Origin of the sequence: Pseudomonas sp. GM102 (assembly GCF_000282555.1) — a bacterium.
Lineage (GTDB): Bacteria > Pseudomonadota > Gammaproteobacteria > Pseudomonadales > Pseudomonadaceae > Aquipseudomonas.
Genome location: NZ_AKJB01000099.1, coordinates 13,843 through 34,322, shown reverse-complemented (window position 1 = coordinate 34,322; position 20,480 = coordinate 13,843). Strand labels below are relative to the sequence as shown.

General features: G+C 58.4%; 20 protein-coding genes and 1 pseudogene. 14 read left to right on the top strand and 7 right to left on the bottom strand.

Annotation, left to right across the window (positions count from 1 at the left end; genetic code table 11):
• Nucleotides 1–29: 29 nt before the first annotated feature.
• Complete coding sequence (locus PMI18_RS06575; RefSeq protein WP_007904888.1) at nt 30–461, bottom strand: GNAT family N-acetyltransferase; 432 nt, start codon at nt 459–461, stop codon at nt 30–32.
• Nucleotides 462–608: 147 nt separating this feature from the next.
• Between PMI18_RS06575 and PMI18_RS06580 the strand changes: the two genes are divergently transcribed.
• The 6 genes and pseudogenes from PMI18_RS06580 to PMI18_RS06605 all read left to right on the top strand — a co-directional run bounded on the left by PMI18_RS06580 (nt 609) and on the right by PMI18_RS06605 (nt 5,174).
• A complete protein-coding gene (locus tag PMI18_RS06580) occupies nt 609–1,046 on the top strand; it encodes a hemerythrin domain-containing protein (protein ID WP_007904887.1) in 438 nt (145 codons plus the stop codon).
• Nucleotides 1,047–1,268: 222 nt separating this feature from the next.
• The gene (locus PMI18_RS06585) at nt 1,269–1,904 is read left to right on the top strand and encodes a lytic polysaccharide monooxygenase auxiliary activity family 9 protein (protein ID WP_007904886.1); all 636 of its coding nucleotides are present in this window, start codon (nt 1,269–1,271) and stop codon (nt 1,902–1,904) included.
• 40 nt (nt 1,905–1,944) lie between these two features.
• Nucleotides 1,945–2,979: pseudogene (locus tag PMI18_RS06590) on the top strand (chitinase); the annotation flags it as partial.
• Between the two features lie 112 nt (nt 2,980–3,091).
• Complete coding sequence (locus tag PMI18_RS06595) at nt 3,092–3,685, top strand: NUDIX domain-containing protein (RefSeq protein ID WP_007904884.1); 594 nt, start codon at nt 3,092–3,094, stop codon at nt 3,683–3,685.
• A gap of 125 nt (nt 3,686–3,810) precedes the next feature.
• Entirely contained in the window at nt 3,811–4,350 is a 540-nt protein-coding gene (locus PMI18_RS06600) for a kinase inhibitor (RefSeq protein ID WP_007904882.1), read from the top strand.
• A gap of 5 nt (nt 4,351–4,355) precedes the next feature.
• Nucleotides 4,356–5,174: a helix-turn-helix transcriptional regulator gene (locus PMI18_RS06605; protein WP_007904881.1), complete on the top strand. Its 819-nt coding sequence runs from the start codon at nt 4,356–4,358 to the stop codon at nt 5,172–5,174.
• 151 nt (nt 5,175–5,325) lie between these two features.
• On the opposite strand, the gene PMI18_RS06610 is transcribed toward PMI18_RS06605, so the two are convergent.
• Complete coding sequence (locus PMI18_RS06610) at nt 5,326–5,847, bottom strand: methylated-DNA--[protein]-cysteine S-methyltransferase (protein WP_033036799.1); 522 nt, start codon at nt 5,845–5,847, stop codon at nt 5,326–5,328.
• Nucleotides 5,848–6,000: 153 nt separating this feature from the next.
• On the opposite strand from PMI18_RS06610, the gene ggt reads away from it, so the two are divergent.
• From ggt to PMI18_RS06625, 3 genes are all read left to right on the top strand, one after another.
• The gene (gene ggt, locus PMI18_RS06615; protein WP_007904870.1) at nt 6,001–7,728 is read left to right on the top strand and encodes a gamma-glutamyltransferase; all 1,728 of its coding nucleotides are present in this window, start codon (nt 6,001–6,003) and stop codon (nt 7,726–7,728) included.
• 146 nt (nt 7,729–7,874) lie between these two features.
• Nucleotides 7,875–8,408, top strand: a complete 534-nt coding sequence (locus PMI18_RS06620) for a cysteine hydrolase family protein (protein ID WP_007904868.1) — start codon at nt 7,875–7,877, stop codon at nt 8,406–8,408.
• Nucleotides 8,409–8,523: 115 nt separating this feature from the next.
• Nucleotides 8,524–9,546 (top strand): helix-turn-helix transcriptional regulator, encoded by a 1,023-nt coding sequence (locus PMI18_RS06625; RefSeq protein ID WP_007904866.1) that lies wholly within the window; start codon nt 8,524–8,526, stop codon nt 9,544–9,546.
• A gap of 80 nt (nt 9,547–9,626) precedes the next feature.
• On the opposite strand, the gene PMI18_RS06630 is transcribed toward PMI18_RS06625, so the two are convergent.
• The 3 genes from PMI18_RS06630 to PMI18_RS06635 form a co-directional block, all read right to left on the bottom strand.
• The gene (locus tag PMI18_RS06630) at nt 9,627–10,124 is read right to left on the bottom strand and encodes an RES family NAD+ phosphorylase (RefSeq protein WP_007904864.1); all 498 of its coding nucleotides are present in this window, start codon (nt 10,122–10,124) and stop codon (nt 9,627–9,629) included.
• Nucleotides 10,124–10,684, bottom strand: a complete 561-nt coding sequence (parS, locus tag PMI18_RS0129735) for a type II RES/Xre toxin-antitoxin system antitoxin (protein ID WP_007904861.1) — start codon at nt 10,682–10,684, stop codon at nt 10,124–10,126. The genes PMI18_RS06630 and parS overlap by 1 nt, the downstream gene beginning before the upstream one ends.
• A 214-nt stretch (nt 10,685–10,898) precedes the next feature.
• Nucleotides 10,899–11,255, bottom strand: a complete 357-nt coding sequence (locus PMI18_RS06635; RefSeq protein ID WP_007904860.1) for a DUF6124 family protein — start codon at nt 11,253–11,255, stop codon at nt 10,899–10,901.
• Nucleotides 11,256–11,828: 573 nt separating this feature from the next.
• On the opposite strand from PMI18_RS06635, the gene PMI18_RS06640 reads away from it, so the two are divergent.
• The 5 genes from PMI18_RS06640 to PMI18_RS06660 all read left to right on the top strand — a co-directional run bounded on the left by PMI18_RS06640 (nt 11,829) and on the right by PMI18_RS06660 (nt 18,731).
• On the top strand, nt 11,829–13,697 hold the full coding sequence (locus PMI18_RS06640; protein WP_007904859.1) for an amidohydrolase: 1,869 nt from the start codon (nt 11,829–11,831) through the stop codon (nt 13,695–13,697).
• An 18-nt stretch (nt 13,698–13,715) separates the two neighbouring features.
• Nucleotides 13,716–15,458: an amidohydrolase gene (locus PMI18_RS06645; RefSeq protein WP_007904858.1), complete on the top strand. Its 1,743-nt coding sequence runs from the start codon at nt 13,716–13,718 to the stop codon at nt 15,456–15,458.
• Nucleotides 15,459–15,568: 110 nt separating this feature from the next.
• Entirely contained in the window at nt 15,569–16,309 is a 741-nt protein-coding gene (locus PMI18_RS06650) for a TorF family putative porin (protein ID WP_007904856.1), read from the top strand.
• Between the two features lie 196 nt (nt 16,310–16,505).
• Nucleotides 16,506–17,918, top strand: coding sequence for a purine-cytosine permease family protein (locus PMI18_RS06655; protein ID WP_007904855.1), 1,413 nt, complete (start codon nt 16,506–16,508; stop codon nt 17,916–17,918).
• Nucleotides 17,919–18,077: 159 nt separating this feature from the next.
• Nucleotides 18,078–18,731, top strand: coding sequence for a peroxiredoxin (locus tag PMI18_RS06660; protein WP_007904854.1), 654 nt, complete (start codon nt 18,078–18,080; stop codon nt 18,729–18,731).
• 219 nt (nt 18,732–18,950) lie between these two features.
• On the opposite strand, the gene PMI18_RS06665 is transcribed toward PMI18_RS06660, so the two are convergent.
• Nucleotides 18,951–19,448 carry a heme-degrading domain-containing protein gene (locus tag PMI18_RS06665; protein ID WP_007904853.1) on the bottom strand — a complete coding sequence of 166 codons (498 nt, stop codon included), beginning with the start codon at nt 19,446–19,448 and terminating at the stop codon, nt 18,951–18,953.
• Nucleotides 19,449–19,458: 10 nt separating this feature from the next.
• Nucleotides 19,459–20,460: a LacI family DNA-binding transcriptional regulator gene (locus PMI18_RS06670; RefSeq protein WP_033036796.1), complete on the bottom strand. Its 1,002-nt coding sequence runs from the start codon at nt 20,458–20,460 to the stop codon at nt 19,459–19,461.
• Nucleotides 20,461–20,480 lie beyond the last annotated feature (20 nt).

Sequence of the window (20,480 nt, the reverse complement as noted above, 5' to 3'; positions counted from 1 at the left end):
CGATCACAAACGGGGTTGCTCCCACAGGGTTAGGCGTCGTTCGCCAAACGCTTCTGGAAAAAGAAGCGCTTGTGGCCCGGCGGGTAATCGGCGATGTGCCCTAATTCGCTGTAGCCGTGTTTCTTGTAAAACTCCGGCGCCTGGAAGTCGAAGGTGTCCAGCCAGATCCCCACGCATTCCTTCTCCCGCGCCAGGTCTTCGGCCATCTGCATCAGCTTCGAGCCCATCCCTTGTCCCCGGGCCTGCTCCGGCACCGACAACAACTCAATGAAAAACCACTGGTAAAACACTCGGCCATAAAGCCCGCCGAGAATCTCGTCGCTGTCATTGCGTACCAGCAAAGCAATCTGCTCCGACACCGTGGTCCCGGCCTTTGAGGCGTTGTAGGCGCGCAGCGGTGTGAGAATCGCCTCGCGTTCTTCCGGGGTGGCATTTTTCGACAATTCGATTCGCAGGGTCATAGGCTACACATCCTTATGGCAGTGAACACCGAGCCTATCCCGGTTGTGGCGATTGTTCTATCCCCTGTAACCGAAGGAACCGCCGGACTCCCAGGAATGTCTAGCCTGAACAACGTCATTGCTGAACGCAGCCATTGAGGACAGCCCGTGAACATTTTTGAAGCCTTGCGTGAAAGTCACGACCGTCAGCGCCGCTATGCCGATGCGCTGATTCAAACCCGCGGCGACACCCCGGAACGGGTCGAGGCTTACAAACGACTCAAATCCGAGCTTCAGGCCCACGAAACCGCTGAAGAACGCCATTTCTACATGCCGCTGATGGAGTTTGACAATGGTGTGGATCTTAGCCGCCACGCCATCTCCGAACATCACGAAATGGACGAGATGATGGAAGCGCTGGATGCGACCGAAATGTCCAGTCCATCCTGGTTGGCAACGGCGAAAAAGCTCTCGGAGAAGGTCCATCACCACTTGAAAGAGGAGGAGCAGAAGTTCTTCCAGATGGCCGGCAAGTTACTCGACGAGCAACAGAAAGAAACCCTCGCCGGGCAGTATCAGAAAGAATACAAGGCGCAACTTTCCTAAGGCTGAAAGCGTGCCAATCGTTACCTTGCGCTGTAATCCTTTTGCCACAAGGTTCGTAGGATTTGATTTGGCGTGCTGGTTATGCATCCAGTATTTGCGGGCGAATGGTTCGCAAACGCATGATCCATCCGAGAAATGGGCCAATGGACAAAAAAACCAGCTCCGTTAGGTTGAAGGCCTCTCCTCGGGAAGGAGAGTTCTTGAATCAACGGAGTGAAAAAGATGAACCAACCACAGACTCAAACGCAACTTCGACACGGTCGTGTCACATCCCCCTTCAGCCGCGGCGCGGTTGCCGTGGAGCTGGGATTGCTGGGTAACTGGCAGGTCAACGAAATGGAAGGCGGCAAGAATTTCCCATCGCTGACAGCAGGCCCGTTCCCGGTGCCATATCAAACCGACAGCGACAGCGTGACCCCTCCCGCCGATGGCCACATCCTCAGCGGCGGCAAGGTCGACGACCGTGATTGCATCAACTTCACCAACGAGGAAATGAGCGAAAAACTCAATCGTCCGTTCGCCTGGCCGCTATTGAATGTCGCCCCTGGCCAGACCTTCAAGGTCACTTGGGAATACACCGCGCCCCACGTCACCCGTGGCTATCGCTGGCTCATCACCAAGGACGGCTGGGACCCGAAACGACGCATCAGCCGCGCGCAACTGGAGGCACAACCGTTCTTCGATGACTTCTACACCCAGGTGCCGTACTACAGCCATTCGGCCGAGATGAAGGCCAAGGTCAACCACGAAGTGAAATTGCCGGCCAACAAGCAGGGCCATCACGTCATTGTGCTGATGTGGATCGTGGCCAACACGGGCAACGCGTTCTATCAAGCGTTCGACGTGGATTTCAAGTAACGCCAAACCTATGAATCAACACGTTCTGAAGGATTAGAACATGTCAAAAATCGACTTTTCATTACTCAAATCTCAACTGAGCGACGCCGCTTCGTTGATGCCCTCGATCGCCGGTAAAAAGATCCTCATGGGCTTCTGGCACAACTGGCCGGCTGGCCCGAGTGACGGTTACCAGCGCGGGAAGTTCGCCAACATGAACCTGGCGGACGTACCCAAGGAGTACAACGTGGTGGCCGTGGCCTTCATGAAGGGCAACGGCATCCCGACCTTCAAGCCTTACAACCTGTCCGACGCCGAGTTCCGCCGTCAGGTCGGCGTGCTGAACGGCCAGGGCAGGGCGGTGCTGATTTCCCTCGGCGGTGCCGACGCGCATATCGAGCTGCACAAAGGTAACGAACAGCCGCTGGCCAACGAAATCATCCGACTGGTCGAAACCTACGGCTTCGATGGGCTGGACATCGATCTTGAACAGAGCGCGATTGATTTCGCCGACAACAAGACCGTCCTGCCCGCTGCCCTGAAACTGGTGAAGGATCATTACGCCGGCGAAGGCAAACACTTCATCATCAGCATGGCACCGGAGTTTCCGTACCTGACCACTTCCGGTAAATACGTTGGCTACCTCCAGGCGCTGGAAGGCTATTACGACTTCATTGCGCCGCAGTATTACAACCAGGGCGGTGACGGCCTCTGGGTGCCGGAAGCCAACAACGGCGCTGGCGCCTGGATCGCTCAGAACAATGACGCGATGAAGGAGGACTTCCTGTTTTACCTGACCGAAAGTCTGGTGACCGGCACTCGCGGGTACACGAAGATTCCTGCAGACAAGTTCGTCATTGGCCTGCCGTCCAACGTCGATGCGGCGGCCACCGGCTATGTGATCAACCCGACCGCTGTGGTGAACGCCTTCAAGCGCCTCGACGCCAAGGGGCTTCCCATCAAAGGCCTGATGACCTGGTCGGTGAACTGGGACAACGGGGTCAGCAAGGACAACGTTGCGTACAACTGGGGGGTCAGTCGGCGTTATGGACAGTTGATCCACGGCCAGCAGCTGTCTTCTCAAGAGGAAACCGCAGCGATTCCTGAAGTCGCCAACCAGCGATAAAAAAGAAGCCCGGCAGTCATGCCGGGCTTTTCTGTTTTCGCCTAACATGGACGCTTTCTGACGAACATAAGGATGGATTGTCATGTCGAACACAGCCGAGCGGGTCAACATCATCGAGTCCCGGGTGCTGTCCCACGACTGGTATCTGCTGAAGAAAATCACTTTCGATTACTTGCGCAACAACGGCGACTGGCAGCGTCAGACTCGCGAAGTTTACGACCGGGGCAATGGTGCGGCGATTCTGCTGTTCAACCGCGAGAAGAAAACCGTGGTGCTGACCCGCCAGTTCAGGCTGCCGGTGTTCGTCAACGGCCACGATGGTTTGCTGATTGAAGTGGCGGCGGGCCTGCTGGAAGGCGTTGCGCCTGAAGAGCGCATTCGCGCTGAGGCCGAGGAGGAAACCGGCTATCGCGTCCACCATGTGCAGAAGGTTTTCGAAGCCTACATGAGCCCCGGTTCGGTGACTGAAAAGCTGCATTTCTTCATGGCCGAGTACGACGTCTCTTCCAAAGTCAGTGATGGCGGCGGGCTAGAGGAAGAAACCGAAGAACTGGAAGTGTTGGAGTGGAAGTTCGACGAGGCGCTGGCGGCGTTCTATCGCGGGGAAATCTGCGATGCCAAGACCATCATGCTGCTGCAGTATGCGGCGATGAAAAACATCTTCGGAGCGGTTTGAGCAGGATTGGATTGGCCTCTGAGTCGAGAGAGCGTTCAAGCACAATGGTCGAGCATTTCGGCACAGTAACCAGCCTTTGCTCTCTCTAAACTCGTGCCTCACGCCAACACTCAGATGAGGTCACGATGAACATCAGAATAATCCTATCCGCATTGTCCATGGGCGTCGTGCTCACGGGACACGCTGCCGAGTTCTCGCTGAAGAGCCAGGATATTGCTGAAAACCGCCCGTTGACCAGCCGCGAGGTGTTCCAGGGTTTCGGTTGTGAAGGGGGCAATACTTCGCCCGAGCTTTCCTGGAGCAATGCCCCGGCGGGGACTAAAAGTTACGCGATCACGGTCTACGATCCCGATGCACCGACCGGCAGCGGCTGGTGGCATTGGACGGTGGTCAACTTACCTGCTTCAACCAGCAGTTTGCCAAGAGGGGTCGGCTCGAACCTGCCTGCCGGTGCAGTACAAGGGCGAACCGATTATGGCCAACCGGCATTTGGCGGGGCTTGCCCTCCTGTAGGGGATAAGCCGCATCGCTATCAATTCACCGTATGGGCGCTGAAAGTCGATAAGCTACCACTCGACAACCAGGCCAGCGGCGCCTTGGTGGGCTATATGCTCAATGCCAACGCCTTAGCCAAAGCGACCATCACTTCAACTTACGGACGTTAAGAACGATGCGCCCTTGTTTCGGCATACAGCACCGGGAAAACATTATCGATGCGTGTGTCATACGGGCGCGACAGCCCCATACATTGCAACGGGTGCCGATATTCGCTACCGCCTTGTGTCGAGTGCGGCAGGGGGAAAAACTGCTGCAATGGGATGACCGGGAAATGCGTGCAGGGCCGCAGCATCTGATTCTGATGCCGGCCGGGCGCGAGCTTGGCATCTCGAATTTTCCCGGCCTTCACGGTCACTACATTGCCGATGTGGTGACCTTTCCCGGTTCGACACTGCGTAACTTCAGCAGCCGATACGGCCAGCAGATCATCAGCCATCGCCATGCCCAGAAGACAGACCTATGTGTCCCTCTGGACAGGCATACCACACAGGCATGGGATCAGTTATTGGCGGCCATCAATGCGGATGCTCCGGATGCATTACGCACCCACTATGGGGAAGCGGTGCTTCTGAGCCTGTGCCTCGGCGGCCAGGCTGGACCGTTGCTGATGGATCGCAACGATCCACTCTGCGAACGGGTGCAGCAACTGGTAATGAGCTGCCCGGAGAGAGACTGGACTGTTGCGCACGTCGCACAACACCTGAACCTTGGTGAATCGACTTTGCGTCGCCAACTGGCCAATGAGGGGGATAGTTTCAGGAATATCCTGGAAAACGTTCGACTGGCGACGGCGCTGCAATGGTTGCAAACCACGTCTCGTCCCATCGGTGAAATTGCCGGTGCCAGCGGCTATGCCTCGGCCTCGCGTTTTGCAGTGCGCTTTCGCTCACACTATGGCTTGTCGCCACGGGAATTACGGGCGGCGATTTAGGCAATTGCTGTGAGATGTTCCCTGTCTTTTTGAAACTGTGCGTTTTGTGGCGAGCGAGCTTGGTCGCGCTGGGCGTGAAACGCCCCTTGTCGAAGATTTTGCCAGCGCTACGCACTGGAGCGGGAGCAAGCTCCCTCGCCACAAGGGCTCATCAGCTCAAAAACAAATCATCCATCTTGCCGGTCCCTGACCATTCGCAGCCCTCCAGCGTCAGCAACCGCTCTTTCGCCTCAAGCCCACCGGCAAACCCCGTCAGTTTCCCCGACGCACCGATCACTCGATGACACGGCGCGATAATCGAAATCGGATTCTTGCCATTAGCCGCACCCACCGCGCGAACCGCACTGGGATTGCCGATCTGCCGGGCAATCTCGCTGTAGCTGCGCGTTTCGCCAAACGGAATGGTCAGTAACGCCTGCCATACCTTCTGCTGAAATTCCGTCCCGGCAAAATCCAGCTCCAATTCGAAACGGTTACGCGTGCCGGCGAAGTATTCCTGCAATTGCTGTGCGGTGCGCACCAGGATCGGGTTGTCCGCTGCTTCAGTCATCGGCCCCAGCCTTACCCGGCCCGGTTTGTCGTTTTCCCAGAGGATGGCCGCCAGTCGCGCGCCTTTCGCCACCAGTTTCAATTCGCCGACCGGAGACGCCAGGGTGGTGAAGGTGTAGGACATGCCGGCGGACTCCGTAAAAATGCTGAACAGGGGGCCCAGCATACTGCCTCGTCGGGGAGGCGCAATACGCAATCCCAGCCATACTTGCCTACTGCTCTTGAACCGTTCCCTCTGTTTTTTGAACAGAACCTAAAAACAAAAAGAGACCGACTCATGAAGTTCGAACCTTTTACCAAATCGCTCGTGGCAACCGCATTGGCGCTGAGCTGCCTGACCGCCCACGCGGCCTCCGTCGCCCCGGTCGCAGCCGAAAACGGCATGGTCGTCACCGCTCAGCATCTGGCCAGCCACGTTGGCGTCGATGTGCTCAAGAATGGCGGCAACGCCGTCGATGCCGCCGTTGCGGTAGGTTATGCGCTGGCGGTGGTGTACCCCGCGGCGGGCAACCTGGGTGGCGGTGGTTTCATGACGATTCAATTGGCGGACGGGCGCAAGACCTTCCTCGACTTCCGTGAAAAAGCCCCGCTGGCCGCGACCCCCGACATGTACCTCGACAAAGCGGGCAACGTCATCCCGGACCTGAGCACCCGCGGCCATCTTGCCGTTGGCGTGCCGGGCACCGTCTCGGGCATGGAACTGGCCCTGAAGAAATACGGTACCAAACCCCGCAAGGAAGTGATCGCCCCGGCCATCAAGCTTGCCGAAGACGGTTTTGTGCTGGAGCAGGGCGATGTCGACTTGCTGGAGTACGCCACTGACGTCTTCAAGAAAGACATGCGCGACTCGGGCTCGATCTTCCTGAGCAATGGCGAGCCGATGCAGGTAGGCCAGAAACTCGTACAAAAAGACTTGAGCAAAACCCTGCGGGAAATTTCCGAGAAGGGCGCCGACGGTTTCTATAAAGGCTGGGTGGCCGACGCCATCGTCACTTCCAGTCAGGCCAACAAGGGCATCATCACCCAGGCCGACCTCGACAAATACCAGACCCGCGAACTGGCGCCGATCGAGTGCGATTACCGTGGCTATCACGTGGTCTCGGCACCACCGCCAAGCTCCGGTGGTGTGGTGATCTGCGAGATCATGAACATCCTCGACGGCTACCCGATGAAAGACCTGGGCTTCCGCTCGGCTCAGGCGATGCACTACCAGATCGAAGCGATGCGTCACGCGTATGTGGACCGCAACAGCTACCTCGGCGACCCGGACTTCGTGAAAAATCCGATCGCCCATTTACTGGATAAAAACTACGCGACCAAAATCCGCGAAGTCATCGATCCGCAAAAGGCCGGCGTGTCCCGCGAGATCAAACCCGGCGTAGCGCCCCACGAAGGCAGCAACACCACCCATTACTCGATCGTCGACAAATGGGGCAATGCGGTGTCGGTGACCTACACCCTCAACGATTGGTTCGGCGCCGGCGTCATGGCGAGCAAAACCGGGGTCATCCTCAACGATGAAATGGACGACTTCACCTCGAAAATCGGCGTGCCGAACATGTACGGTCTGGTGCAGGGCGAAGCCAACGCCATCGCCCCTGGCAAAGCGCCGCTGTCGTCCATGAGCCCGACCATCGTCACCAAGGACGGCAAAGTCGTCATGGTCGTCGGCACTCCCGGTGGCAGCCGCATCATCACTGCAACCCTGCTGACCATCCTCAACGTGATCGACTACGGCATGAACATCCAGGAAGCGGTGGATGCGCCGCGCTTCCACCAGCAATGGCTGCCGGAAGAAACCAACCTGGAGAGCTTCGCCACCAGCCCGGACACCAAGAAGATGCTCGAAAGCTGGGGGCACAAATTTGCCGGGCCGCAGGACCCCAACCATATCGCAGCTATTCTGGTAGGTGCGCCTTCGCTGGAAGGCAAGCCAGTGGGCAAGAACCGCTTCTATGGCGCGAACGATCCACGGCGTAATACCGGGTTGTCACTCGGTTACTGAAACAGGCGATCACCGGCCACCTGAACTCCCGGGTGGCCCCGATCCCCGTAGGAGCTCGAACACAGCCTCGTCAGCTAGACAATTGCTACATGAAGAAGGGAGTTGAAATCCGTCTCCGAGCCACCGACTTATCAAGGAAGGAAGCCATGAGCACCGCACTCCTGATCATCGATGTCCAACGCGCGCTGTGCACCGGCGAGTATGAATGCTTCGACATCAATCGAGTCATCGACACCATCAACAACCTCAGCACCAAAGCCCGGGCCGCCAACATCCCGGTCATCCTTATTCAGCACGAAGAAGAGGGCGACCTGTTGCAACACGGCAGCGAAGGCTGGCAACTGGCCGACGGTCTGAAGACTTCACCTCAAGACCTGCGCGTGCGCAAAACCACCCCGGATTCGTTCTACCAGACCCACTTGCATGAACAGCTGCAAGAGCTGGACGCCGACCGCCTGATCATCTGCGGCCTGCAAACCGACTACTGCGTCAACGCCACCGTTCGCCAGGCGCATCAATTGGGCTACGACGTCGTGCTGGTGGCCGACGCCCATTCCACCATCCACAACGGCGCGATGAGCGCCGAAGACATCATCGCCGAACACAACAAGGATCTGGCGCACCTGACCGGCTCCGTGGCGCGGATTGACGTGATGCCGGCCAGTGAAATCAAAATCTGAAAACAGCGCCGGCCCCCCATGGCGGGCGAGCTAGCGCGCCAGGGCTGGACGCAATCGCTGCGCCTATGGCATGGTCAAAAAAATAATACGCCATGCAGCGAACAGGATCAGAGCGATGGAGGAGGGTGATGGGGTCGGCGCCAAGGCGTCGATGGCAACGCTGCAAGCGTTCAATCTTTGCGTATTGCACCTGGGGCGTCTTGCCCGAGATCGCGGTGCATCCCGGTTTATCACAGACGGCCTGCAGGCATTCAGCCAACTGGTGCCCTTCGCTTCGGCCTGGTGGGGCGAGATGTCCGGGTCAGGCGTCGATGTTTCGCCCAGAAACTGGATGCACGGGCGAATCAATCTGCCCGAGTCGTTTGCCGCCGAGTGGCACACGTGTGCGCGCAACGATAAATTCTCCCAAGACACCATGAGTCGACCCGGTGAGGTCGTGCGCGACAGCGGCTTCACCGACCCCAATGAAGAAGTGAACGCCTTCGCTCGGCGCCACGACCTCTACTACCTGATGTGCATCACCTTCGAGTTACCCGAAAGCGGCTTGATGTTCTTCGTCTGTCTCTATCGAGGCATTGATGCCTCGGCTTTCAACGACAACGAGGCCGATCTGTTTTCGGCCTTCTGCGACCACCTTTTGCAGCTGTGGCGATTCCAGGTGCAGGACATGATCCGCTTCGACACGGGCAACGGGGCGTCGGACTTTGGCGTCGCGCGCATGGACGGTAGTTTGTTGTACGTGGGGGCAACGCTGTGTGCAGCCATTGAACGTGAGTTACCCGGCTGGAACGGTTCAATGCTTCCCGCGCAGGTGATCGCGCAACTGCAAAAGGCACCCTGCGTGATGCGCCTGGGTCGCTGCGCCCTGACACTGAGCCCTAACGCCGAGCACGTTATCCTGTCGCTCGAAGCCCAGTCGCGCGGGGCGATGCTTGCGCCACGCGAGCGAACGGCAGCGATGCTGTTCGCCGCCGGCCATTCCTACAAGGAGATTGCCAAAATCCTTGAATTGAGCCCTGCGACAGTGCGCACCTATCTGCGCAACTGCTACCTGCAACTGGGCGTGAAGAGCAAGGTGGAACTGGGTTCAGTCCTGCGTTCCGCGACCTCGCTTGCGGATGCGACGCGCCGCGATTAAATCCGCCTACAACACGCCCCCTGTAGGAGCGAGCGGTGCGGCGATCCGACTCGCCCGCGAAGGCGTCAGCGAAGGCACCTTTATGGCGAAGGCTTATTAAGCCGCCCATCAAGGGCAAAAGGCTCTTGCAACACCAGTTCGTACAACCCATTAGCCAATTGCGGGTTCATCAACAAATTCCAGCTATGCGGCGAGACACTAGAAGGGACCAACACAAAAGGGTACACACTTAACAGGTCCGCACCGAACTGTTGCTGGCTGCGACTCGGGGTACCCGGTACCAGCCAATTGGAGTTTGCGATGCTGTCGGGCTGCACCACATAAATCCTGGAAGGGTTCAGCACACGGGCCTGCGTAAGACGATGGGGCTTGCAATCCAGCGCATCGAAATCTTTATGCACCGCAACTTCGAGGATGGCCGTAGAGGCATCCAAGGCTGCATAAACCGTGGCCATACCTTTAGGGTTCCAGCGCCCACCCACCTTTTCAGCCCCAATACCCGAATTCCAGCTGGGGGCGTACTCAGCAGGATCCAGGCGCCAGAAGTGAATCTCACTGCTCAAAGGGTCTTTAGCCATCAATAGACCCCGTACTCAATGCGCGTCAGAAAGTCAGTCACCAACTCATACCCGACCGAATTTGAAATCAAGTCGATGGGGACCTCACCATCCAGGCCCCGCGCAGGTTTGACCATCCACTGTTCGGCAAGCTCACGCGAACCCAGCACATCCGTTGCCTTTTCCAAGACCTCCGCATAGTTGAGCGCTCGCGTGCTTTGCTCCGCGGTCAACGCTTCATTGGGCGTTTTCAACCGCCGCGCAAGCGTGCGATCAGAGGCGCCAACGATTTTCGACAGCACGCCGCGTTGCTTATACACCTCGCTGTTTTCGATCATGTCGAGCACCGACTGCAGCGGGAAACCGTTTTTAACGGCCCTGTAAATCTCCATACGATCATCGCTATTTTTTCCAGAAAGCAAGACCGCAACCATTGGGGGCACGCGACTCGACCCCGGCATTGCCATGCCATTACTCAAGACGGTTACGGCAACGTCGGATTCGCGTGGTTTAACCTTTGTTTTTTGGCTGGCATCTTTGACAGCCTCGTCGACTACGACATCTTTTTTCTTGGCGCTCATGGCAGTCTCCGCTGTTCTGTCATCTGGCATGAACTATAGTGCCAAATGGCAGGAAAGACCTAGTCCAACAACGTTTGCCTGTAACACACCCTTTGTAGGAGCGAGCGGTGCGGCGATCCGACTTGCCCGCGAAGGCGTCAGGTCTGGCACACCGCGTTATCGTTCTTCGCGGGCAAGCCTCGCTCCTACAAAAAAAGGAATGGAGCTCACATTTCTAAGGTGTATTGATTTTATCCAGCACCCGGTTCGCCGTGATCTCCGCCACCATGATGCTGTTTGAAATGCCCAGCAGGGCGTAGCGCGACTCACCCTCCAGATGATCCACCAACTGATGGACCATCACATCGACCGAGGCCAGCGTCTCGACCAAAAAAACCGCCAGGGTTTCGGCTGTAACCTGTGGGTCCACGGAAAACATAGTGCTGGGTGTACGCGCGGTGGCTTTGATGTCGGCATTCGACGGGAAGTGGAAGTTGAGGGCGCGTTCGGCGGCCTCGTTGAGCTTTTTTGAATCGGGTTCGTATGGGGAAATCGGATCGGCGTCTGGTGGGTTTGGCGTTACCTTGAACATAGATGAAAACTCCTTGTTGCAGATTTTAAGGAGCCATCACCCTCGCTACCAAACGAAGGGTGGCGGCCATACGCGGGTTGGTAGACCGGCTGCAACAGGAAACCCGGCGCTCACAAAGGAGCCCCACGCATGACCACCATAAAGCAGAGTCCAAAAAAAGAGACGGCATAAGGTGTTGCCATACGGCTGTTACAAGGCGGGCTACCAAACCCGATCACTGTTTTTCAGTGACAGGGAAACGATATAGCCCGCCCCATAGCCGCACAAGCCGGCGGATTCTGGTGCAGCCGTAGGCAACGGCGCAAGGTTTTGTAGCTTTCAGGACGTAACTTTGAGGTCTTTTAAACAAGCCTCTTCGATCAATGTTGACTATGCCGCCGTCTTCGCGAGCAAGCCCGCCCACAGGTTCCGCCTCCACACCTGATCGGATCCCTGTCATCTAATTGCCTCACCCCTCCTCATTTGTAGAGGTCCATCCGACGCCTGCGCCCTATAGGGTATGCCCTGCATATCAGAGGCTTGCGGCCGTCTGTTCGGGCCACTTCCAAAACTATAAAAATAGAGGTGAGGCAGTTGAAATTTTCCAGGCTGTTTATCGCCGTTGCGTCGACAACGGCATTTTCCTGCATGGCGCTGGTGGGGTGTCAGACACAGGGTTCGACACCGGCTGACATGGTGATGCGCAATGGCTATGTCTACACCGTCGATGGCAAGAACTCGGTGCAACAGGCGATCGCCGTCACGGGCGGGAAGATCGTCTATGTCGGTAGCGATGAAGGTGTTGCCTCGTACATCGGCACGCAGACACAGCTGATCGATCTGGCGGGGCGCATGTTGATGCCCGGCTTCGTCGATGCGCACATGCATCCGGGGGACGGCGGTCGCGCCATGACGTTGTGCGACCTGAAATACCAGACGATGACCCGCAAGGTTTTCCAGGAAACCATTCAGGCGTGTCTGGATGCCGACAAGGGCAAGGGCCCCGATGTCTGGCTTGAGGTAGGCAGCTGGGACCGCATGGGCATGACCGGGCTCGACGGCGATCCCGACAAATCGACGCTGGATGCACTCAAGACCACTCGCCCGATTCAGGTCCGTTCTACCGACTTCCATACCGTGCTGACCAACTCTCGCGGCCTGGCGGTCGCGGGTATCAACAAGCACACGGCCAATCCGGGTGATGGCAAGTACGTGCGCGACAGCGCCGGCAACCCGACCGGTATCTGCGAAGACGGTGCCGCCGATGCCATGGCCGCCGTGGTGCCGCCAGCCAGCGACGCAGAAAAACTCAACCAGACTCGCGCGGCGCTCGATGCCATGCGCCAGCAAGGCATCACCAGTTTCTTCGATGCCTTGTCGGGGTCTGAAAATGGCAAAGCGTTTACCACCCTGCAACAGTCGGGCGAGTTGACCGCACGGGCCTTGTTGGCGATCAAACTCGACCCTGCCGCCGCCGCTGCAGACCCGGCGAAAACCATTGCCCAGGCCAAGGCATTGGCCAACACCTACGACCAGGGCGAAGCCAAAGTCGCGCCGGGTGTGAGCATGCGTCACGTCAAATTGTTCATGGACGGCATCATCAACGCTCCAGCGGATACCGGGGCAATGTTGACGCCGTACCTGCGCAATGCCGGCACCGATGTCGCGCCCAAGTGGACGCCTGGCAAGAATATCGGTGAGCTGTATTTCCCGCCGCAAGTGCTCAATCCGCTGCTGTTGCAAGCGGTGCAGGCCGGCCTCGATCCGCACCTTCACGCCACTGGGGACCGAGCGGTGCGTGACTCGTTGAACGGTATCGAATACGTGCGCCAGCAACTGCCTGGCAACGGTTTTCGTCCGGCTATTACTCACGCCGAGTCGGTGGACCCCGCTGACTATGCACGCTTCAAGGCGCTGGATGTGACCGCCAACATGTCGTTCCAGTGGGCCCAGCAGGCGCCGTCCACGGTCGACGGCACCAGCGATCATCTCGGCCCGACGCGTTTTGCCCGTATGGAACCATCGGGCAGTATCAGCCGCGCGGGTGGCCGGGTTGCTTATGGCAGCGACTGGCCCGTCGACCCGCTCGATGAATTCCTGGCGCTGAAGATCGGTGTCACCCGTTCAGGCGATCCGCTGAACCCGCACAGCTACGGCCCCAAGTATGCCGGCAGGTTGAATGCCGACCCGGCGCTGTCGCGTACCGACGTGCTGCGCACCATCACCATGAACGCCGCCGAGCAACTGAAACTGGAGGCTGTCGTCGGTTCGGTCGAGGTTGGAAAGTTCGCCGACTTGATCGTGCTGGACAAGAACTTCATGCAGGTGCCGGAGGATGAGCTGGGCCGAAACGAGGTGCTGCTGACGGTGGTCGGCGGCAAGGTCGTGTGGGCCAAGGCGCCGTTTGTTGGACTTGATCCGAAGGCATTGTCACAAGCGTCCACATCCCGAATCGCCCAATAAAAACAAGAGAGTGTTCCGATGCAACTATTCATTCCCAACCTGTTGGCCGCAGCCCTGGCCCTTTCCTCGGCGCAGGCCATGGCCGCCGCTGATCTTGTGCTGTTCAACGGCAAGGTCTTTACCGCCGAACCCGGTCAAGCACTGGTTCAGGCCGTGGCGGTGCAAGACGGCAAGATTCTTAAAGTGGGCAGCAATGCCGAGATCAACGCCCTGGCCGATGCCCAGACGCAACGAATCGATCTGGCGGGCAAAGTGCTGATGCCTGGAATGATTGATACCCATAGTCACCCGGTCGTTGCGGCCTTCAACAGCCAGGGGGCCAACCTGCTGGATGAAGTAAAGCCGTTGCCGGACCTTGAGCAATGGGTGATCGAGCAAGATGAAGCGGGGCGAGCACGGGCCGGTGACGTGATCAGCATTGCCGGGGTGAGTTCGGCCTATTGGGAGAAAAGCCGCGAGCTCGGTCAGCGCTTCAATCAGGGACGCTGGGCGGACCAACCGGTGGTCCTCAGCGGGATTGACGGGCATACCGGCTGGGCCAACAACGCGATGCTCAAGCGTCTGAAGATCGACGCGGCATTGGTAAAAGGTCTGTCGGAACAGGATCGCAGCTTCGTGGGGCACGCAGCGGACTTCACCCCCAATGGTTTGTTCGCCGAGTCGCGCTGGGACAAGGTACGCAGCCAGATCCCCGCGCCCGGCAACGAGGTCATGCTCAAGGCTGCTCGCGAGGCGGTGAAGGTCAATAATCAATATGGCGTTACCGCCTGGATGGACGCGGCAGCGAATGCCGGAAGTGGTGATTCGCTGTTCGATTTCCAGGCCACCGAGCAGAGTTACGGTGTTCTACCGCTTTACCGCGAACTGGCGCAGAAGGGCGAACTCAATGCCCACGTCGCGGCGCTGCTGCTGGCTAACCCAAAAAGCCGGCCGGCCGATCTGGAAGTGCTGGCCAAGGTGATGAAGAAATTCGAGGGCGTGCCCAACCTGAGCTTCCCTGGCATCAAGGTCTTCGCTGACGGCATTCTGGAGTTTCCGGGGCAGACGGCCGCGGTGATCGTTCCCTTCAGCAACAGTCATAAAAACGGTCAGTTGCTGATCGACCCGGCACACTTCGGTGAATTGGTGGTAGCGGCGGAGAAGCGTGACTGGATTGTGCACATGCATGCGGTCGGCGACCGTGCCGTACGTGAGTCACTCAATGGTTTTGAATACGCGCGCAAACTCAACCCGACACCGATGGCCCACAGCATTACCCATCTGCAACTGGTCAATCCAAAGGAGTTTCCGCGCTTCAAGCAGCTTGGCGTGATCGCTTCCATGCAGCTGCTGTGGGCCACCGGCGAGTCTTACACGGTGGAGTTGGTCAAACCGTATATCAGCGCGTTCGCTTACGGTTATCAGTATCCCGCCGGGTCCCTGCATAACGCCGGTGCGGTCATCGCCGGTGGCAGTGACTGGCCGGTGTCCAGCCCCAACCCGTGGAATGCCATCGCCCAGGCCAGCACTCGCAAAGGGCCGCTGGGTGTGTTGAATGCCAAAGAAAGCATTGATCGCCAGACCATGTTCTACGCCTACACCCTCAATGCCGCCAAAGCCCTGCGGCTGGAGCAACAGATTGGCTCGCTGGCGCCCGGTAAACAGGCCGACTTGATCATCCTCGACCGCGATGTGTTCAAGGTCAGCGACGACGAGCTGTTCGACACCAAGGTCCTGAAGACTTTCTTCGCTGGCAAGCAGGTTTACGCGCCCGCGTCCTGACGACTACCCGCCGGCAGTACCGAAAAAATGCTCCCGCTCCTCGCATTGCGAGGGGCAGGGCAGAGCCGTGCCCGACATCACCCGCTGATCCATAAAAATAAGAGACTTGTATGAACGTACGCTCAGCATTGACCCTTGCCAGCCTTGTATTGGCTCCCCTGACCAGCCAGGCACTGACGCTTGACGATGACTTCAGCCTGGACATGACCCTGGGCGTTTTCAGTGACTACCGCACCCGTGGCATTTCGCAAACCCTGGGGGATCCGGCGGTTCAGGCCGGTGCCACGCTGGTGCACAGCAGCGGTTTGTACATTGGCGCCTGGACCTCGAATGTCGATTTCGGTGGCCCCTACAAAACCCGGCAGGAACTCGAGTACTACGCGGGCTACTACTGGCAGGCGACCGAAGCAATCAGTCTGGATCTGGGGTACATCAAGTACGACTATCCAAAGGAAGGCCAATTCAACATGAGTGAGGTCTACGCCATTCTTGACGTTTATGGCGTGAAGCTCGGCGCCAACTACTCAAACGATACGCCGAACTTCTTTGGCGAGGATCAGGACACTCTTTACACCTACCTCAGCTACAAAATCGAATTGCCGGCCGAGATCGGCCTGGACCTGCGCGTGGGTCGCAACGATGTCAAAGACCCGGCTTTCTGGTCCGCCAACGGTGAAAGCCGTGATGCCTACACCGAGTGGGAAGCCAAACTGACCCGTGATCTCGTGGGCGTGACCTGGGGCCTCAGCTACATCGATACCGACCTGTCGAAAAGCGAGTGCGCGAGCTGGTACGGCTATGGCGACCTGTGCACTGCCACCGTGGTCGCCAGTGCCAGCAAGGCCTTCTAAGCGTTCAAACCCCTGTCAGTCAGTTAACAGTCAAGCGATCAATTGTGGCGAGGGCGCTTGCTTGTGGCGAGGGGGCTCGCCCCCGTTCGGTTGCGCAGCGGCCGTCGCTTTTGGGGCCGCTTCGCAGCCCGGCGCGAGCAAGCTCGCTCGCCACAGAACATCCGTACCCGTCTGTCCCTCAGAAGAGAACACCGTAATGACCAAGGTCAGCGATAGTCAGCAGCGAAGTCCCCTGATCGAGACACGTTCGATCGATTACATTCCCGAGGCCGAGCGTCATGGCAGCCTCTACAGCCAGTTCACCCTGTGGCTCGGCGCCAACCTGCAGATCACCGCGATCGTCACCGGCGCTCTGGCCGTGGTGCTGGGTGGCGATGTGTTCTGGTCACTGATTGGTTTGCTGATCGGCCAGTTGCTCGGCGGTGCGGTGGTTGCCTTGCACGCGGCACAAGGGCCGAAGCTTGGGTTGCCGCAGATGATCTCCAGTCGCGTGCAGTTCGGCGTCTATGGGGCGGCGATCCCGATTGTGCTGGTGTGCCTGATGTACCTCGGTTTCAGCGCCACCGGCGCGGTACTGTCGGGGCAGGCCATTGCCCAATTGATCGACGTCAGCGACAGCGCCGGCATCCTGATTTTCGCCTCCTGCATCGCGTTTCTGACGATCTTCGGTTATAGGGTCATCCACTTGGTCGGACGGGTGGCCAGCGTGTTGGGTATCATTGCCTTCGTCTACCTGTTTACCCGATTGATGACGCTCAACGACATCGGTCTGTTGCTGGAAAATCGCCATTTCGGCTGGAGTACTTTCCTGCTGGCGGTATCCCTTTCCGCGTCCTGGCAGATCGCGTTCGGCCCTTATGTGGCCGACTACTCACGCTACCTGCCGAGCAAGACCTCGTCCTGGAAGACCTTCACCGCCGTAGGCCTGGGGACGGTGCTGGGCGCTCAGGCGTCCATGGTGCTGGGAGTATTCGCCGCTGCGTTGGCGGGCACGAGTTTTCGCGGGCATGAAGTTGCCACCATCGTTGGATTGGGCAGTACCGGCGTGATCGCTTCCTTACTGTACTTGAGCGTGGTGTTCGGTAAGGTCACGGTGTCGACCCTCAACGCTTATGGCAGCTTCATGTGCGTGGCCACCATCATCAGTGGCTTTCGTCGTGGCTTCGAGATATCCGCCGGTAAACGCATGCTGTTTGTGCTGGCGATTGTCGGCGCGTCCACCGCGCTTGCATTGCTGGGGCAGCACTCGTTTCTCACCACGTTCAAATACTTCATCCTGTTTTTGCTGACCTTCTTCACGCCGTGGAGCGCGATCAACCTGGTGGATTATTACTTCATCAACAAAGAGCGCTATGACATTCCCGCATTGTCCGACCCGGCGGGGCGCTATGGCCGCTGGAATGTGTTGGGGATCAGCGTGTATGTCTTCGGTGTGCTGGTCCAGCTGCCTTTTGTCGACACGCACTTCTATTCCGGACCGATGGTCGCGCAGCTCGGCGGCGTCGATATTTCCTGGATCGTCGGGCTGGTGGTGCCGGGCATTCTTTACTACTGGGTGGCCAGGACAACCGGGCTTGCGATGTCGGTCGAAGGCAACTCGAAGGCTTGAAGGCCCCGTCGTTCAAGGGCTGTAGAGTTGGCGCGGCGATAACTCCCTTGTGTTCAGGCGTCTCCTATACTGATCCGCGTTGACAGGTTCAACGCAGATCCTGAATGCCGTTGGAGCAGCCAGCGGCTTCCCTACGACTCAACAGTAAGGAGAACGAACATGGCAATCCGTATTGGCGACGAAGCACCGGACTTTACCGTCGAAAGCACCGAAGGCCCGCTGCATTTCCACGAGTGGATCGGCGACAAGTGGGCGATCCTGTTTTCGCACCCCAAGGATTTCACCCCGGTGTGCACCACTGAGCTTGGCTACATGGCGGGGCTCAAGCCGGAGTTCGATAAACGCAACACCAAGATTGTCGGGCTCAGCGTCGACCCTGTCAGTAACCATCAGACCTGGGCCAAAGACATCGAAGAGACCCAGGGGCATGCGGTCAACTATCCGATGATCGGTGACGAGAACCTGGTGGTGGCGAAGCTCTACGACATGATTCATCCGAATGCCAGTGGCGGCGCACGGACTGCCGTGGACAACGCCACGGTGCGTTCAGTGTTCATCATTGGCCCGGACAAAAAGGTCAAGGCGATGCTGATCTACCCGATGAGTGCCGGGCGCAACTTCGATGAAGTGCTGCGTCTGCTCGATTCTCTGCAATTGAACGCCAAGCACACCGTCGCCACCCCGGTGAACTGGCGTCCGGGCGAGGACGTGATCATTCCCACTTCGGTCTCCGATGAGGACGCCAGGAAGAAATATCCGGATGGCTTCAAAACGCTGAAACCTTATTTGCGTACGGTGGCGCAACCGAAGTAACCGATCCGTCCAGTCAGTTAAGCGTGATACAGACCTTGTGGCGAGGGAGCTTGCTCCCGTTGGACTGCGAAGCAGTCCCCCTCTTTTTGGGGATAAGGGGGGCCGCTTCGCGACCCAGCGGGAGCAAGCTCCCTCGCCACAGGTTACTCATCGCTTGTTCTATCTCTTAACTGACTGGCACTAGAGCAAGCCCGCTCCCACAACCCGCGTGCGGCGGGGCTACTCATCCTCAAGCGCAAGTTCGCTCGGGTCGGCCCCGCACATCTGTGCCAACACTTGAACCACCAAAGCATGATCCTCACGCTGGGGCAGCCCTGAAACGGTGACAGCGCCAATGCACCCCACGCCTTTGACCGATATCGGGAAGCTGCCGCCATGATCGGCGTAATCACGCAGGGGCAACCCCATCAAACCTTCAAGTGAGTCGCCCTGAAGCGCAAAGGACCGGCCTACGTGGTACGAGCTGAGTTCCATCAGTTCCACGACATTGCGCTTGCGTCGTGCCCAGTCGGCATTGCTGGCGGAGGTTCCCGGCATCGAGTAGAAAAACACGGTGTCCCGCGCCAGCCTGACCTCAATCGTGGTGGACACGCCTTGCTCCTCGCAGGCGGTTTTCAAACGGGTGCCCAAGTCCCAGGCCGTCGCTTTGTCGAAGCGCTCAAACTTCAGGGTTTCTTCCTGGAGTGCGATGCGTTGCAGGTCGGTTTTGATGTCCATGATTTCTCCCTCATCCCTTTCGGGCGGTCGTGCTGTTACGCACGGTTAATGTGAACGGCAGCACCACATGGCGGTCCGGGATGGGCTTTTTTTCGATGAGGGCGATCAGCATTTCAACGGCCTTTTGGCCAAAGATTTCGGCGGGTTGCGCGATGGTCGTCAACGCTGGATCACAGTAGGCCGCGAATGGAATGTCATCGAAACCGACTAACGAAATATCTTCAGGGACCCGCAAACCCTGTTGTTTGATGCGCTTCAACGCACCGATCGCCATTTCATCGTTTTCGCAAAAAAACGCGGTTGGACGGTCGGGCAGTTCCAGCAGCATTCCCGCGCCATCAAAACCGGCCTTCAACGTGAAGTCGCCGTGGCAGATCAATTGCGCGTCCGGGGCGATACCGGCCTGGAGTAATGCATCTTGATAACCGGCGACACGGTCGCGTGTGAGCGGGCTGCTTTTCGGGCCTTTGATCAGGCCGATTCGGCGATGGCCCAGATCGATCAGATGCTCCGTCATGGCTTTGGCCGCCGCCCGGTTGTCGAGGCTGATGGTCGGATGCCGCCCGCCTTGAATCACTTCACAGGCGTTGACCAAGGGCGGTGATTCGCCGTTGGGGAAGGGCGACTCAAAAGGGTCGTAGGCGCGTAACTGAATCACACCGTCGGCCTGGTGGGCGTACGCCAGCGCGGCAAATTCTCGTTCGATTTCCTCGCGGCCCTGGGTGTCGCACAACAGCAGTCGGTATCCGGCCGCCTGCGCCGTCTGTTGGGCACCGCTGATTACCCGGGCGAAAAATGTGTTGGCGATGGCCGGGACCAGAATCACCAGATTGCCGGTTCTGCGCGAACGAAACTGCACAGCCATGAGGTTCGGCCGGTAGCCGGCCTGTTCCACGGCTGCATTGACCTTGTCCCGGGTTTCGGGGAGTACGCGCTCGGGCGACTTCAGCGTTCTGGACACGGTGGCCACCGAGACGCCGGCCAGCCGGGCTACTTCACGGATATTGGACAAGACGACCTCGTTATCGAACC